At 66.2% G+C, this 13,746-nt stretch carries 13 protein-coding genes; 5 read left to right on the forward strand and 8 right to left on the reverse strand.

Going from position 1 to position 13,746, the window contains the following annotated elements; all coding sequences use genetic code 11:
- Positions 1-62: 62 nt before the first annotated feature.
- The 3 genes from G342_RS23120 to G342_RS0103480 all read right to left on the reverse strand — a co-directional run bounded on the left by G342_RS23120 (position 63) and on the right by G342_RS0103480 (position 2,864).
- Positions 63-1,256, reverse strand: coding sequence for an MFS transporter (locus G342_RS23120; RefSeq protein ID WP_018181711.1), 1,194 nt, complete (start codon positions 1,254-1,256; stop codon positions 63-65).
- A gap of 171 nt (positions 1,257-1,427) precedes the next feature.
- Positions 1,428-2,147 carry a TerC family protein gene (locus G342_RS0103475; protein WP_018181712.1) on the reverse strand — a complete coding sequence of 240 codons (720 nt, stop codon included), beginning with the start codon at positions 2,145-2,147 and terminating at the stop codon, positions 1,428-1,430.
- 21 nt (positions 2,148-2,168) lie between these two features.
- Positions 2,169-2,864 carry a CDP-alcohol phosphatidyltransferase family protein gene (locus tag G342_RS0103480; protein ID WP_156830772.1) on the reverse strand — a complete coding sequence of 232 codons (696 nt, stop codon included), beginning with the start codon at positions 2,862-2,864 and terminating at the stop codon, positions 2,169-2,171.
- 192 nt (positions 2,865-3,056) lie between these two features.
- On the opposite strand from G342_RS0103480, the gene G342_RS0103485 reads away from it, so the two are divergent.
- The 4 genes from G342_RS0103485 (at position 3,057) to hspQ (ending at position 5,545) form a co-directional block, all read left to right on the forward strand.
- Positions 3,057-3,494: a YeeE/YedE family protein gene (locus G342_RS0103485; protein WP_018181714.1), complete on the forward strand. Its 438-nt coding sequence runs from the start codon at positions 3,057-3,059 to the stop codon at positions 3,492-3,494.
- Positions 3,491-3,967, forward strand: a complete 477-nt coding sequence (locus G342_RS0103490; RefSeq protein ID WP_018181715.1) for a DUF6691 family protein — start codon at positions 3,491-3,493, stop codon at positions 3,965-3,967. The genes G342_RS0103485 and G342_RS0103490 overlap by 4 nt, the downstream gene beginning before the upstream one ends.
- The gene (locus tag G342_RS0103495) at positions 3,964-5,124 is read left to right on the forward strand and encodes a UbiH/UbiF family hydroxylase (RefSeq protein ID WP_018181716.1); all 1,161 of its coding nucleotides are present in this window, start codon (positions 3,964-3,966) and stop codon (positions 5,122-5,124) included. The genes G342_RS0103490 and G342_RS0103495 overlap by 4 nt, the downstream gene beginning before the upstream one ends.
- Positions 5,125-5,212: 88 nt before the next feature.
- Positions 5,213-5,545: a heat shock protein HspQ gene (gene hspQ / locus G342_RS0103500; RefSeq protein WP_018181717.1), complete on the forward strand. Its 333-nt coding sequence runs from the start codon at positions 5,213-5,215 to the stop codon at positions 5,543-5,545.
- 141 nt (positions 5,546-5,686) lie between these two features.
- Here the strand turns inward: hspQ and map are convergent, their stop codons facing one another.
- From map to G342_RS23125, 3 genes are all read right to left on the reverse strand, one after another.
- On the reverse strand, positions 5,687-6,487 hold the full coding sequence (gene map / locus G342_RS0103505; RefSeq protein ID WP_018181718.1) for a type I methionyl aminopeptidase: 801 nt from the start codon (positions 6,485-6,487) through the stop codon (positions 5,687-5,689).
- Positions 6,484-6,696: a ParD-like family protein gene (locus G342_RS0103510; RefSeq protein WP_018181719.1), complete on the reverse strand. Its 213-nt coding sequence runs from the start codon at positions 6,694-6,696 to the stop codon at positions 6,484-6,486. Before G342_RS0103510 ends, map begins: the two co-directional genes overlap by 4 nt.
- Positions 6,697-6,885: 189 nt before the next feature.
- A complete protein-coding gene (locus G342_RS23125; RefSeq protein ID WP_018181720.1) occupies positions 6,886-7,569 on the reverse strand; it encodes an invasion associated locus B family protein in 684 nt (227 codons plus the stop codon).
- A gap of 245 nt (positions 7,570-7,814) precedes the next feature.
- Here G342_RS23125 and G342_RS0103520 point away from each other — a divergent pair, with 245 nt between their 5' ends.
- Positions 7,815-9,650, forward strand: coding sequence for an extracellular solute-binding protein (locus G342_RS0103520; RefSeq protein ID WP_018181721.1), 1,836 nt, complete (start codon positions 7,815-7,817; stop codon positions 9,648-9,650).
- Positions 9,651-9,913: 263 nt separating this feature from the next.
- Here the strand turns inward: G342_RS0103520 and mfd are convergent, their stop codons facing one another.
- Together mfd and G342_RS0103530 are read right to left on the reverse strand one after the other, a co-directional pair.
- Complete coding sequence (mfd, locus tag G342_RS0103525) at positions 9,914-13,417, reverse strand: transcription-repair coupling factor (protein ID WP_018181722.1); 3,504 nt, start codon at positions 13,415-13,417, stop codon at positions 9,914-9,916.
- Positions 13,418-13,422: 5 nt separating this feature from the next.
- Positions 13,423-13,710: an FAD assembly factor SdhE gene (locus G342_RS0103530; protein ID WP_018181723.1), complete on the reverse strand. Its 288-nt coding sequence runs from the start codon at positions 13,708-13,710 to the stop codon at positions 13,423-13,425.
- Positions 13,711-13,746 lie beyond the last annotated feature (36 nt).

The following is a 13,746-nucleotide window of genomic DNA, read 5'->3' on the forward strand; positions in this document are numbered from 1 at the left end:
ATGGAAGAGGAGGACCCGGCCGCGAGGCGGCCAGGTCGGTTCGTGCGGAGTGATCCGCTATTCTACGCCGCCTCGGTGACGGCTTCCTTGGCCGGTACCGGTGTGCTGCCCGCCTTGCGCGGCCGCACTTCGCCGGAGAGCCAGAGGCTCATGCCGCCCGCGAGCAGCAGCGTCGCCATGCCGAGGCGAAGACCGCCCACCTCGGCGACGAAGCCGATCATCGGCGGCCCGAGCAGGAAGCCCGAGAACGACAGCAGCGACAGCGCTGCGACATTGACGGCCGGCGATCCCTCGCGCGCCGCCGCCGCCGTCACTGCCAGCGGGAAGACGATCGAGACGCCGAATCCGGTCAGGCCGGCGCCGATGATGACGAGTATCGGCTCGACCGCCAGCACCATGGCCAGCAGACCGACAAGGCCGATGGCGCAGCAGACGCGCGCCATCGTCACGGCGCCGTAGCGCATCGACAACCAGTCGCCGGCCAGGCGTCCCATCGCCATGACGAAGCCAAACGCCGTGAAGGCGAAGCCGGTTACCGGCGGCTTGGCGCCGAAGACGTCGCGCAGGTAGATCGCACTCCAGTCGGCGATGCCGCCCTCGACCAGCAGCATGCCGAAGGCGAACAGGCAGAGCAGCACGATCTTCGGGGAGGGAATGACGAAGACCGGCGCCTTTTCCTGCGATTCGCGCGTCTCGCCCACATTGGCCATCGGCAAGCGCGTCGCCAGTGCCTCGCCGACGACCAGCGCGATCACGACGACGATGACCATGTGGACGCCAGGCTCCAGTCCGTAGGTCGCGGCGAGCGATCCCGTGATGCCGCCGGCCATGAAGCCGAAGCTCCAGAAGGCATGGCAGCGCGACATCACCGTACGGCCGATCGACCGGCCGATCCGGTCGGCCATGACGTTCAGCGCGACCTCGAGCGGGCCCATGCCGAGGCCGACCAGAACCAGCGCGAAGAACAGCAGCGTCGCCGTCGGCGCGAAGCCCGGCAGCAGCAGCGGCGCCAGCAGCAGCAGGAAGCCGACCTTGATGGCGCGGCGCGGACCCATCCGCTCGACCAGGGCGCCGGAGAACGCCATCGACGTTACGAGACCGATGGGAACGCCGAGCAGGCAGATGGCGAGGGTCGCCGGCTCCAGGCCGAGCTTGTGCTGGACGTCCGGAATGCGGATCAGCCAGTTCGACATCGAGCTCGAATAGACGAAGAAGAGCCCCATGATGAGGCGTGCGGACGCGAAGGAAAGGCCCATGGCGATACTGTCAGTGCTGGTTGTGGAGCGCAGCCTCGGCCGCGAAAAAGCGCCCTCCGGAGGATGGCGCTTTGCTCAGGATCAACCGTTGTAGAGGCGGCGCCGGGGCGTTGCAACCGGTTCTAGAACCGATTCAAGCCGCCCCGGCTGCCGCTGTCGCGGCCTTGGCCGTCAACTCGCCGCGCGGTTGCGCCTGGCGGCGATGTTGAGCATTTCGACGAGCGCCGAGAAGGCCATCGCCACATAGAGATAGTTGCGCGGAATGTGGAAGCCGACGCCATCGGCGATCAGCGCCGCGCCGATCATCAGCAGGAAGGCCAGAGCCAGCATCTTGGTCGTCGGATGCTTCTCGATGAAGGAAGAGATCGGGCCGGAGGCGATATACATGACGATCATCGCGACGATGACGGCGGCGATCATGATCTCGATGTGCTCGGCCATGCCGATCGCGGTGACGATCGAATCGACCGAGAAGACGATGTCGATGACGATGATCTGGGCGACAATGGCGGAGAAGCCGGCCGTGATCGCGCCCTTGCCGCCCTCGTCATGCCCCTCGACGCCCCTGTGGATCTCGTGCGTCGCCTTGAAGACGAGGAACAGGCCGCCGGCGAGCAGGATCAGGTCGCGCCACGAGAAGGCGTGCTCGAACAGCGTGAAGACAGGCGCCGTGAGCCCGATCAGGAACGACAGCACCATCAGCAGCAGGATGCGGAAGATCAGCGCCAGCGACAGGCCGATCTGGCGAGCGCGCTTGGCCTGCGCCGCCGGCAGGCGGGAGACGAGCACGGAGATGAACACGACATTGTCGATGCCGAGCACGATTTCCATGGCGGAAAGCGTCAGGAAGCTGACCCAAGCGGCCGGCTGGAAAAGAAGATCCACGTTCATCTGCCGCGACGCCTCGTCTGGTTAGGGGGTTGTACGAAACCGCGTGGCCTGCAGGGCCGCGCCAATGAAGGTCAGGTAGATCGTCGTCAGGCCGAGGCCGGCCAGCACGAACTGATTCGGCTGGAGCTCCGCCACGACGGACAGCAGTGAGAAAATCGCCCAGGCGAGCGTCACGGCGAGCGTCAGCGGCCGCAGCCGCGTGACCCGCACGGGATGAACGAACTCGACCGGCGAGAAGGTCAGCGCGGCCAGGGCGATGATCACCAGCGCCGAGAACAGCGGCGGCGGCGCGAACACCATCAGCACGAAGACGACCATGTTCCAGACCGCCGGAAAGCCGCGGAATCCGTATTCGCGCGTCTTCATCCGCGTATCGGCGAAATAGAGGGCGCCGATCACCGCGACCAGAATGCCGGCGGGCGTCGCCAGCGTCGGCGGCATCAGGTCCGACCGGGCCAGGATCAGCGCGGGAATGAACACATAGGTCGTGTAGTCGATGACCATGTCCAGGATGGCACCGTCGAACCACGGCACCCGCTCGCCGACCCGGACGCCACGCGCCAGCGGGCCATCGACGCCATCGACGAACAGGGCGGCGCCCAGCCAGATGAAGGTCTCCACCCACGCCCCGCGCGCGACGGCGAGCGCCGCCAAGAGCGCGAAGCCGGCACCGCTCGCCGTAAGGAGATGAACGGCCCAGGTCTTCGTCTTCGGCATGAGGCTCCCCTGCTGCATCGGCCGCCCGCACAGGCTGTACGGCCGTATCCAGCGCCTTTTGGCTAAAGAACAGTCGATACGTGCTCAGCCGCGGCCTTGCAATAGGCTCTGCGGCGTCCTGTCCTGCGACATCTGACAGGATTGCCGCTCCCCTGCCACGCGATCACCATGCTCCAGTTGCAGGAGTATCGCATGTTAGGCTTTTCGCCCGTATCCGCGACCATCGGAGGCGCCTTCATCGGCGCCGCCGCCGGACTGCTGTGGATCGTCAACGGTCGCGTCGCCGGGGTATCGTCGATCTTCGGCATGGCGCTGTCGGCTCGCCGGGCCGATCGGCCGTGGCGGCTGCTGTTCCTCATCGGCCTGCCGGCCGGCGCCGCCATCGGCTTCTTCCTGGCGCCCGGCATGATCGAGGATGCCTCGAAGAGCTATCCGGATCTCGAGCTCGGGCCGCTCGGCCTCGCCATTTCCGGGCTGCTGGTCGGCATCGGCACGGGCCTCGCCCGCGGCTGCACGTCCGGCCACGGCGTCTGCGGCATGGCGCGGCTCTCCGTCCGCTCCATGGTCGCCGTCCTCGTCTTCCTGGCGGCGGCGATCCTCACCGTCTACATTGTGAGGCACGGGCCGTGACGGATCGCCCCGCCCTCTACAATCTCGGCGCGCTCGCCTCCGGCCTCCTGTTCGGCATCGGGCTCGGGATCTCGCGCATGGTCGATCCCTCCAAGGTGACGAACTTTCTCGACATCGCGGCGATTCCGACCGGCGGCTGGGATCCGAGCCTGGCCTTCGTGCTGGCCTCGGCCGTCCTCGTCAGCATGGTGGCGCTGCGAATCGGCCATCGGCGGCGCCATCCGCTCGCCGCCCTCACCTATTCGCCACCGGACGATGCCGGCGTCGATTCCCCGCTCCTCGTCGGCTCGGTCCTGTTCGGCGTCGGCTGGGGCCTGTCGGGCCTCTGCCCAGGACCGGCGATCGCCAATATCGCTTTCTCCCTTCCCGAAATTCTGATCTTTCTCGTCGCCATGGCAGTGGGTTGGGGCGGCGTGCACATGACGCGCCGGCTCGGCGCCTCGAACGATCGCAAGACACAGGCCGGATCATGACCGAACAACTTCGCGATGTTGCCGTCGTCGGCGCAGGCCCCGCCGGGCTGGTTGCCGCCCTGCTGGCGCGCGCGCATGGCGCTTCTGTCGTCCTGGTCGCCCCGAAGGCGCCGCCGCGCGACGAACGCACGGTCGCCATGCTCGGCGCCTCCGTCGAGATCCTGGAGCAGACGGGCATCTGGCCGGCGATCGCCGGCAAGGCGGCGCCGCTGCGGACGATGCGAATCGTCGACGGCACGCGCCGGCTGATCCGCGCGCCGCTGGTCGAATTCCATGCCCGCGAAGTCGGCCTCGACGCCTTCGGCTACAATATCCCCAACGCCATCCTGGTCGAGGCGCTCGACGCCGCTGTCGAGCAGGCCGGTATCGAGCGGATCACCGCCTTCGCTTCCGATATCCAACCCGGCGACGACGCCGTCACCATCGTCACTCCCGACCAGTGCTCGGTCCGGGCCCGGCTGGTCGGCGCCGCCGACGGACGGCGCTCGCGGGCGCGCGACGCCGCCGGCCTGGCCGTGCGCAGCTGGTCCTATCCGCAGGCGGCGCTGGTCGCCAACATCAGCCACAGCCTGCCGCATGACGATGTCTCGACCGAGTTCCATACCGAGACCGGCCCGTTCACCATCGTGCCGATGCCGGGCCTGCACTCCGCCATCGTCTGCGTCGAAAGCCCGGCCGAGGCCGAAAGGTTGTCGAAGCTCGACGACGATCAGCTCGCGGCCGAATTCGAGCGCCGCGCTCATTCGATCATCGGCAAGATCATCCTGCGCGGCCCACGCCAGGTCTTCCCGCTCTCCGGCCAGACGGCCCGGCATTTCGCGGCGCGCCGAATCGCTCTGATCGGCGAGGCGGCCCACGTCTTCCCGCCCATCGGCGCCCAGGGCCTCAATCTCGGCCTGCGCGACGCGGCGGCGTTCGCTGCGGTCGTCGGCGATCACCGCGCCGATCCGGGCGGCGCCGACGCCATGGCCGCCTATGATCGGGCCCGGGCCGGCGACATCCTGTCGAGGACAACCGCGGTCGACGCCCTGAACCGCACGCTCCTGACCGATTTCCTGCCGGTGCAGGCGCTGCGCGGCATCGGTCTCTACGCCATCGACCGCCTGCCCGTGCTGAAGCGCGCCATCATGCGGCAGGGTCTCGCGCCACGGGTTTGACAGAAAGTGGTCGCATGCTGGTGGACGTTACGGCTTGACGCGGGTGTGGCAGCGTGGCTTCTGGCCCCCCGCAAAGAGGGCACAGACCATGGTTCAGCCGCGCATAGCTAAATTCCAGATCGGGCAGATCGTCCGGCATAGGACGCATCCGTTTCGTGGCGTGGTGTTCGATGTCGATCCCGTCTTCGACAACACCGACGAATGGTGGGACGCGATCCCGGCCGATGCGAGGCCGGCGAAGGATCAACCCTTCTACCACCTGCTCGCCGAGAACGCCGAAACGGAGTATGTCGCCTACGTCTCGGAGCAGAACCTGCTCGCCGACGACAGCGAGGAACCGCTTCGCCATCCGAAGCTGCACGAGCACTTCAAGGAGCGACGCGGGCAGGTTTACGTGTCGAGGCCCGGCGGGCTGAACTAGGCTGCGGGTCCGTCGAGGGAGCCGATTGCCTTCGGTACCGCCCGGCGACCGCATCCTGTCGCCAACCGGCCTCGCGCCGACATATCGACGCCTTTGACCGCGAGGTCATCCAGGCGGCGCGCCTTTCGCGCCGCGATTGGATCAACCTGCTTCCGCTACCGCGCGCCGCCGGATCGTGCCCGTGCGCGATTCGTCCGGCCGCAGCGTCAAAACGGACACGCCGGAAGCCGTCACGGCCACAGTGTGCTCGAACTGGGCCGAGAGTGATCCGTCCTTCGTCACGACGGTCCATCCATCCGATCCGGTCACCACGTTCCGCCGGCCGCGATTGAGCATTGGCTCGATCGTGAAGACCATACCCTCGCGCAGGACGAGGCCGGTGCCCGGCTTGCCGAAGTGCAGGATCTGCGGATCCTCATGCATCTCGCGGCCGATTCCGTGTCCGCAATATTCATGCACCACGGAATAGCCATTCCGCTTGGCATGTCGTTCGATGGCCCAGCCGATATCGCCGAGCCGTGCGCCCGGGCGAACCGCGCGGATCCCCATCCACATCGCTTCGTAGGTGGTCTCGACCAGCCTGCGGGCGCCCGCATCCACCTCGCCCACCAGATAGGTCTTGCTGGAATCCGCGATGTAGCGGTTCTTCTCGAGCGTGATGTCGAAATTGACGATATCGCCGTCCCGAAGAACGTCCGATTGCGAGGGAATGCCGTGGCAGACCACCTCGTTCACTGACGAATTCAGCACGAAGCCATAGTCGTACTGGCCCTTGCTCGCGGGGCGCGCCTTGAGATCCTCAACGATGAAGCGTTCGACCATCGCATCGATCTCGAGCGTCGATCGGCCGACCAGCGGGGTTCGATCCAGCAAGGCGAACACGGATGCCAGCAACCGCCCGGATTGAGCCAGAAGAGCCAGTTCCTGAGGCTTCTTGATCATGCGTGGCTCATGGCCAGCGGCGGAGCCGAAACGCCAGCGGAGCGCAGCTCGCGCTCCATGATCTCCGTGAAGCTGAGCGACGGATTGGTCTCGCACAGCATGCCGACCTTGATCCAGAAGGCAGCCTGCGCGTTGATCGAGCGGCACGACACCTTGCTCGCCCGACGCAACTGTTCGTGCAGATCGTCGTCGATGCTGACGATACCCATGGCAGTTTCCCTATTCGATATACGGCGTATATGAAACGTATATATACCATATGCCGAATTGCCAAGGGCGGCGTCAGCAGCCCTCGGAAGCGCCCGTCGCCTGCGGTCATCAATCGGGCGACGCAGGCCCAAACGAAAAAGGGCGCCTCCTTGCGGACGCGCCCTTTCGCTAAGTCTCGGGTCAGCGGCTCACTCGGCGCCGCGTTCCTTGTTCTGCTGCTCGATGAGCTTCTTGCGATTCTCTTCGGCATTCTTCTGCAGCTGATCCTGCAGGGCGTCGCGGCGCGCCTTGCCGGCGGCGCGGTCGAGACCCTCACCATCGACGACCTTGGTGAAGCCGGCGAGCGAGAACGGGAAAACCATCGGCTTGCCCTGCGGATTCAGCGAGATCGCCGTGACCTTGTTGCCCTTCTTCATCGAGGCGATGAAGGCCGCATCGACTTCGGCCTGGGCGTAGCAGACGCTCGGCTCGCAGACGACATATTTGAGCTCGGCCGCCTTGTTCTGGTCGACCTGGACGCGCAGGCCCGGCTGGATCAGCTGACCGGTCAGAACGACGGCGGTCAGCGCCATCTTCGGCTCGCCCTCGAGCTGGCGGATCTGCAGCGAAGCGATGAACTGATTGGTCTCGGCGCGAAGTTCCTGCGAGGTGATGCAGAGCTTCTTCTTGGACTGCGGGTCCTGGCCGCATTCCTTGACCCAGGGCGAAACCGGCGGCGCCGCGTTCGCAGCGGCGGCGGGAGCCTTGGCAGCGGGAGTCGCGGCAGGCGCCGCGTCCTGAGCCTGCGCCATCGGCGCCGACAGAGCCATGACCAGCGCAGCGGCAGCCAGATGCGGCACCCGAACCAGACCAGAATTCCAACGATGCGACATCGAGCGTGTCCTTGCGTTTATCTCAAACCCTGCGCTTCGACGACCGACGGTTCGCCTGTTTTGCAGGCTGGCCGCGCGCCGAGGCTGGATGACCAGCAAATGAGGCGACACGGTGACGGAGAAGCTGACGCGCATCAATAGCCGGACGGCGTAGTGATTTCCAGCGGCACAAGATTGCCCCAGTGGCCGTGCTACGGTTTTTTTCATCGATTCGTTGCCCGGACGCTTTTCGGGAGGAGTTTGCTATGCCGATCGGCTTTTTCGGGCCCAGGTCCGCCGCCTTTGCCGTGTCCGCCCTTGCCATGATCTGTCTCGCGGGAGCGGGGCAGGCCGAGCCGCGCCACGGCCTGGCGATGCACGGACAGCCCAAGCTGCCGGCCGACTACACCCACCTGCCCTATGCCGATCCCGACGCGCCGAAGGGCGGCAGAATCACCTATGCCTTCGTCGGCAGCTACGACAGCCTCAACCCCTTCATCGTGAAGGGCGCCGAGACGACGGCGCGCGGCATCTGGGATGTGTCGCTTGGCAACAACGTGTTCGAGGCCCTTCTGGCGCGCAACCGCGACGAAGCCTTCTCGCTCTACGGCCTGCTCGCCGAGAGCGTCGAGGTCCCCGAAGACCGCAGTTCCATCACCTTCAACCTGAATCCGAAGGCGCATTTCTCCGATGGCGTACCGGTGACGCAGGACGACGTGATCTTCTCGCTGGAGATCCTGCGCGACAAGGGCCGGCCGAACTACAAGTCCTGGTATTCCAAGGTGAAGTCGACCGAGAAGATCGGCGAACACGGCGTCAAGATGAACTTCGGCGACGGTGCCGACCGCGAATTGCCGCTGCTGCTCGGCCTGATGCCGATCCTGCCCAAGCACGCCACCGACATCGAGAATTTTGATCGCTCGACGCTGAAGCCGCTGATCGGCAGCGGTCCCTACACGATGGGCGAGGTGAAGCCGGGCCAGAGCTTCGAGCTGAAGCGCGACCCGAACTATTGGGGCAAGGACCTGCCGATCAAGCGCGGCTTCGACAATTTCGACACCATCAAGATCGACTACTACCGCGACCGCAACGCCATGTTCGAGGCCTTCAAGAAGGGCCTCTACGACGTCAACGCCGAGGCCGATCCCGCCAACTGGCGCAATGGCTACAATTTCCCGGCCGTCACCGATGGCCGCGTCGTCAAGGAAGGCGTCGTCACCGGCCTGCCCAAGGGCATGCTGGGCTTCGCCATGAACACACGCCGCCCGATCTTCGAGGATGTCGGCGTCCGCAAGGCGCTCGCCTCGCTATTCGATTTCGAGTGGGTCGACCGCAACCTGTTCTTCGACGTCTACCAGCGCAACGCCAGCTATTTCGAGGGCTCGGAACTCTCCTCGATCGGCATCCCGGCCTCGGATCTGGAAAAGTCCCTGCTGGCGCCCTTCCCCGGCGCGGTCGAGCCGGACGTGCTCGATGGCAGCTATCGTCCCGCCGTCAGCGACGGCTCGGGCGGCGATCGCAAGCTGCTGCGCGCCGCGCTCGATCTCCTGAAGTCGTCGGGCTACGAGCTGAAGGGCAACACCCTGCTCAATGTCGAGACGGGCAAGCCGTTCACCTTCGAGCTGCTGCTCAAGGATCGCGAGCAGGAACGCGTCGGCCTCGCCTTCGCCCGCACGCTGGCCCGCATCGGCATCAAGGCGTCGATCCGCACCGTCGATTCGGCGCAATATGAGCGGCGGGTCCAGGAATTCGACTTCGACATGATCATGACGTCATGGGTCGCTTCCCTGTCACCCGGCAACGAGCAGAACTATCGCTGGTCGAGCGCCCAGGCCGATGTGCCCGGCTCGTACAACTATGTCGGCGCCAGAAGCCCGGCGATCGATGCGCTGCTGAAGGCGATCCTCGCAGCCGAGGAACGCACCGAATTCATCGAGACGGTGCGGGCGCTCGATCGTGTCCTGATCTCGCAGCACTATGTCGTGCCACTCTATTACCTGCCCGAGCAGTGGGTCGCCCGCTGGTCGCGCGTCGGCCATCCCGAGACACAATCGGTCAGCGGTTACACCTACCCGACCTGGTACGCGACGCCGGCGAAATGACACCAATCGGGTGACGGCTTCGCCCGACACCCTCGCCGTCATCCCGGACGCAGCGAAGCGGAGATCCGGGATCCATCCATCGGCAGCGAGACGGTTGGCCGCCTGGCGCGGCGGGGCAGACGAATTGACAGCGGGTGATGAGTTGACGCTGAGCCATGGACGCCCGGCGTCAAGCTCGCCGAGGCGTGGATCCCAGCTTCCGCCGGGATGACGCCCCGCGTCGGACGGCGTCGAGCCCGCCTGACGCCTTCCGTGTCCGATACTCACGCCGCCTTCTTGTTGGCCTCTTCCGCCATGCGCGCGAGCTGGGTCAGGATCACCGCGGTGCCCTTCAGGCGCTGCTCCGGCTTCTCCCAGTCGCGGATCAGCACGATCTTCTGGTCGGGCCGCACCTTGGCCAGGCTGCCCTGCTCGCCGATGTAGCGGATCAGGCCGGCCGGATTGGCGAAGGTCGAATTGCGGAAGGCGATGACGATGCCCTTCGGGCCGGCATCGACCTTCTCGACGTTCGCCTTGCGGCAGAGCGCCTTGATGTAGACGATCTTCAGCAGGTGCTCGACCTCGTCGGGCAGCGGGCCGAAGCGGTCGATCAGCTCCGCGCCGAAACCGTCGATCTGCTCCGGCTCGTCGAGATCGCCGAGGCGCCGATAGAGCGACAGGCGCAGCTGCAGATCCGGCACATAAGTTTCCGGCAGCATGACTGGCGTGCCGACCGTGATCTGCGGCGACCAGCGGCCGTCTGCCTCGTGTTCCTCGGCGCCGCCGTCGCGCAGCTGCGCCACCGCTTCCTCCAGCATCTGCTGGTAGAGCTCGAAGCCGACTTCCTTGATGTGGCCCGACTGTTCCTCGCCGAGCAGATTGCCGGCGCCGCGGATGTCGAGATCGTGGCTCGCCAGCTGGAAGCCGGCGCCGAGCGTGTCGAGCGACTGCAGCACCTTGAGGCGGCGATCGGCCATCGCCGTCAGTCGCTTCTCGGCCGGCACGGTGAAGAGCGCATAGGCACGGGTCTTCGAGCGGCCGACGCGGCCGCGCAGCTGGTAGAGCTGCGCCAAGCCGAACATGTCGGCGCGGTGCACGATCAGCGTGTTGGCGGTCGGGATGTCGAGGCCGGATTCGACGATCGTCGTCGAGAGCAGCACGTCATAGGCGCCCTCGTAGAACGCCGTCATGATGTCCTCGAGCTCGGTCGCCGGCATCTGGCCATGCGCGATCGCGACCTTCACCTCGGGCACGAACTTCTCCAGGAACTCTTTGCGTTCGGCGAGATCCGACAGGCGCGGGCAGACATAGAAGCTCTGCCCGCCGCGATAGCGCTCGCGCAGCAGCGCCTCGCGCACGACGAGCGCGTCGAAGGGCGAGATGAAGGTGCGGACCGCCATGCGGTCGACCGGCGGCGTGGTGATCAGCGACAGCTCGCGCACGCCCGTCAGGGCCAGCTGCAGCGTGCGCGGGATCGGCGTCGCCGAAAGCGTCAGCACATGCACGTCGGCGCGCAGCTCCTTGAGGCGCTCCTTGTGCTTGACGCCGAAATGCTGCTCCTCGTCGATGATCAGCAGGCCGAGATCCCGAAACTCGATCCCTTTGCCGAGCAGGGCATGCGTGCCGACGACGATATCGACCTGACCTTCCTTGGTGCCCTTCTTGGTCTCGGCCAGCTCCTTGGGCGTGACCAGGCGCGAGGCCTGCTCGACGCGGATCGGGAAGCCGGCGAAGCGGGTCGAAAACGTCTTGAAATGCTGGCGCGACAGCAGCGTCGTCGGTACGACGACGGCGACCTGCTTGCCGCTCATCACGGCGACGAAGGCGGCGCGCAGCGCCACTTCGGTCTTGCCGAAGCCGACATCACCGCAGATCAGGCGGTCCATCGGCGTGCCGGCGCCGAGGTCGGCGATGACGGCCTCGATGGCCGCCAGCTGGTCTTCCGTCTCCTCATAGGGGAAGCGCGCGGCGAATTCGTCATAGAGCCCGTCCGGCGGCGCCAAGGGCTCGGCATGGCGCATGGCGCGCGCGGCGGCGACCTTGATCAGCTGGCCCGCCATGTCGCGGATGCGCTGCTTCAGCTTGGCCTTGCGCGCCTGCCAGGCGACACCACCGAGCTTGTCGAGCGTCGCCTCGGCATCTTCCGAGCCATAGCGCGACAGCAGCTCGATGTTCTCGACCGGCAGATAGAGCCGGTCATTGCCCTGATAGACGATCTCGAGACAGTCATGCGGCGCGCCGGCCGCCGTGATCGTCTTCAGGCCAACAAAGCGACCGATGCCGTGATCGACATGGACGACGATGTCGCCCTCGGAAAGGCCGGTAACCTCGCTCAGGAAATCGGAGGCGCGCTTCGAGCGCTTGCGCGGGCGCACCAGCCGGTCGCCCAGAATGTCCTGCTCGCCGATAACGGCCATGTCCGGCGTCTCGAAGCCGGATTCGAGGCCGAGTACGCCGAGACCGACGACGCCCTTGGCAAGCTTCTCGGCCGAGGCCCAATCCTCGATCCGCTCGACCCGCTTCAGGCCGTGATCGTCGAGCACCTGCGCCAGGCGGTCGCGCGCGCCGTCGCTCCAGGAGGCGATGACGACGCGCTTTTTCTCGCGCAGTCCGGAGATGTAGCTAATCACGGCGTCGAAGACATTGACGTCGCCGGCGGTCCGCTCGGCCGCGAAGGTGCGGCCATGCCGGCCGCCGAGATCGACGACCATGGTGTCGTCGGCCTCCGCGAAGGGCGTCATGCGCAGCAGCGGCGCCAGCTTCTCGCGGCTCTTCCACTCGTCTGGCGTGAGATAAAGCTGGTCGGGCGGTACCGGCCGGTAGGGCACGCCGCCCTGCCCCTGCCCCATGCCGCTCTTGCGCGCGTCATAGTGATCGGTGATGTCGTCGAAGCGCTCGGCGATCGCCTCCTCGACCAGATGGTCGAGCACGACCGGCGCGCCCGGCACATAGTCGAACAGCGTGTCGAGGCCGTCGACGAAGAAGGGCAGCCAGTGCTCGACGCCAGTATAGCGGCGGCCTTCGCTGACCGACTGGTACAGCAGATCCTCGCGGTCGGTCGCGCCGAACATCGCCACATAGCGCTCGCGGAAGCGGGCGATCGCCTCCGGCGACAGCACCAGCTCGCTCATCGGCACCAGGTCGAGGCGCTTCTTCTGCGCTACCGTGCGCTGGCTCTCGACGTCGAAGGTACGGATGGAATCGACGGTATCGCCGAAATAGTCGATGCGGACCGGCTCGCCCTGCCCGGCCGCGAACAGATCGATGATGCCGCCGCGCACGGCATATTCGCCGGCTTCGCGCACGGTCGAGGTACGCAGGAAACCATTGTCCTCCAGCCAACCGATCAGCTTGTCCATGGAAAGCTGGTTGCCGCTGGCGATGGAAAGGCTCTGCCGTGCCACCTGTTCGCGGCGCGGCAGGCGCTGCACGGCGGCGTTGACGGTGGTGAGCACGACGAGCGCGCGGCCCTTCACGGGCTGATGGTGCGCCAGATAGGACAGCGCCGCCATGCGACGAGCGACCACGGCGGTGTTCGGCGACACGCGGTCATAGGGCATGCAGTCCCAGGCCGGGACGGAGACGACCTCGGTGCCGGGCGAGAAGAAGCGCATCGCCTGTTCGAGATCGGCCATGCGGTTGCCATCGCGGGCGACGACCAGGACGTAGGGCAGATCCTCGCGCGCTGCGAGCGCCGCGATATCGGCGACGACCTTGCCGTCAAAGCCGTCGGGAACGCCCGAAAGGACCGTCGAGGGGCGACCCAGGATGTATTTGAATTGGACCATTGCGCCTATCGGGGAGTAGCGCCGGTGAAGGCGGCGAGCTTTCGGAAGAATTCGGTATTGACGTCGTCCGGCGTCGGAGCCTCGCCCGTCAGCCAGATCAGCAGATCGCGATCCTGCTCTTCCATTAGCGCCTCGAGGACATCGAGTTCGCTATCGGTCAGAGTGGCGATATGGGCGTCGGCGAAGCGGCCGAGGATCAAGTCCATCTCGCGCATGCCGCGATGCCAGCAGCGGAAATGGGTACGCCTGCGGCGCGTGTCCAGCCCATCGCTCGACAATGTCGTGCCGCTCATCTCTCAACTCCGCCGATCCAGTTCGATGCGGCGAGG

Source organism: Kaistia granuli DSM 23481 (genome assembly GCF_000380505.1).
GTDB classification, from domain to species: domain Bacteria; phylum Pseudomonadota; class Alphaproteobacteria; order Rhizobiales; family Kaistiaceae; genus Kaistia; species Kaistia granuli.

What these genes read in the sequence shown, in the direction of transcription:
- G342_RS0103530 (WP_018181723.1), bottom strand. Translation starts at nt 13,710, where the DNA reads ATGAGCGGCACGACATTGTCGAGCGATGGGCTGGACACGCGCCGCAGG.
- G342_RS0103480 (WP_156830772.1), bottom strand. Translation starts at nt 2,864, where the DNA reads ATGCCGAAGACGAAGACCTGGGCCGTTCATCTCCTTACGGCGAGCGGT.
- G342_RS0103475 (WP_018181712.1), bottom strand. Translation starts at nt 2,147, where the DNA reads ATGAACGTGGATCTTCTTTTCCAGCCGGCCGCTTGGGTCAGCTTCCTG.
- hspQ (WP_018181717.1), top strand. Translation starts at nt 5,213, where the DNA reads ATGGTTCAGCCGCGCATAGCTAAATTCCAGATCGGGCAGATCGTCCGG.
- G342_RS23125 (WP_018181720.1), bottom strand. Translation starts at nt 7,569, where the DNA reads ATGTCGCATCGTTGGAATTCTGGTCTGGTTCGGGTGCCGCATCTGGCT.
- map (WP_018181718.1), bottom strand. Translation starts at nt 6,487, where the DNA reads ATGATCAAGAAGCCTCAGGAACTGGCTCTTCTGGCTCAATCCGGGCGG.
- G342_RS0103510 (WP_018181719.1), bottom strand. Translation starts at nt 6,696, where the DNA reads ATGGGTATCGTCAGCATCGACGACGATCTGCACGAACAGTTGCGTCGG.
- mfd (WP_018181722.1), bottom strand. Translation starts at nt 13,417, where the DNA reads ATGGTCCAATTCAAATACATCCTGGGTCGCCCCTCGACGGTCCTTTCG.
- G342_RS0103495 (WP_018181716.1), top strand. Translation starts at nt 3,964, where the DNA reads ATGACCGAACAACTTCGCGATGTTGCCGTCGTCGGCGCAGGCCCCGCC.
- G342_RS0103520 (WP_018181721.1), top strand. Translation starts at nt 7,815, where the DNA reads ATGCCGATCGGCTTTTTCGGGCCCAGGTCCGCCGCCTTTGCCGTGTCC.
- G342_RS0103485 (WP_018181714.1), top strand. Translation starts at nt 3,057, where the DNA reads ATGTTAGGCTTTTCGCCCGTATCCGCGACCATCGGAGGCGCCTTCATC.
- G342_RS23120 (WP_018181711.1), bottom strand. Translation starts at nt 1,256, where the DNA reads ATGGGCCTTTCCTTCGCGTCCGCACGCCTCATCATGGGGCTCTTCTTC.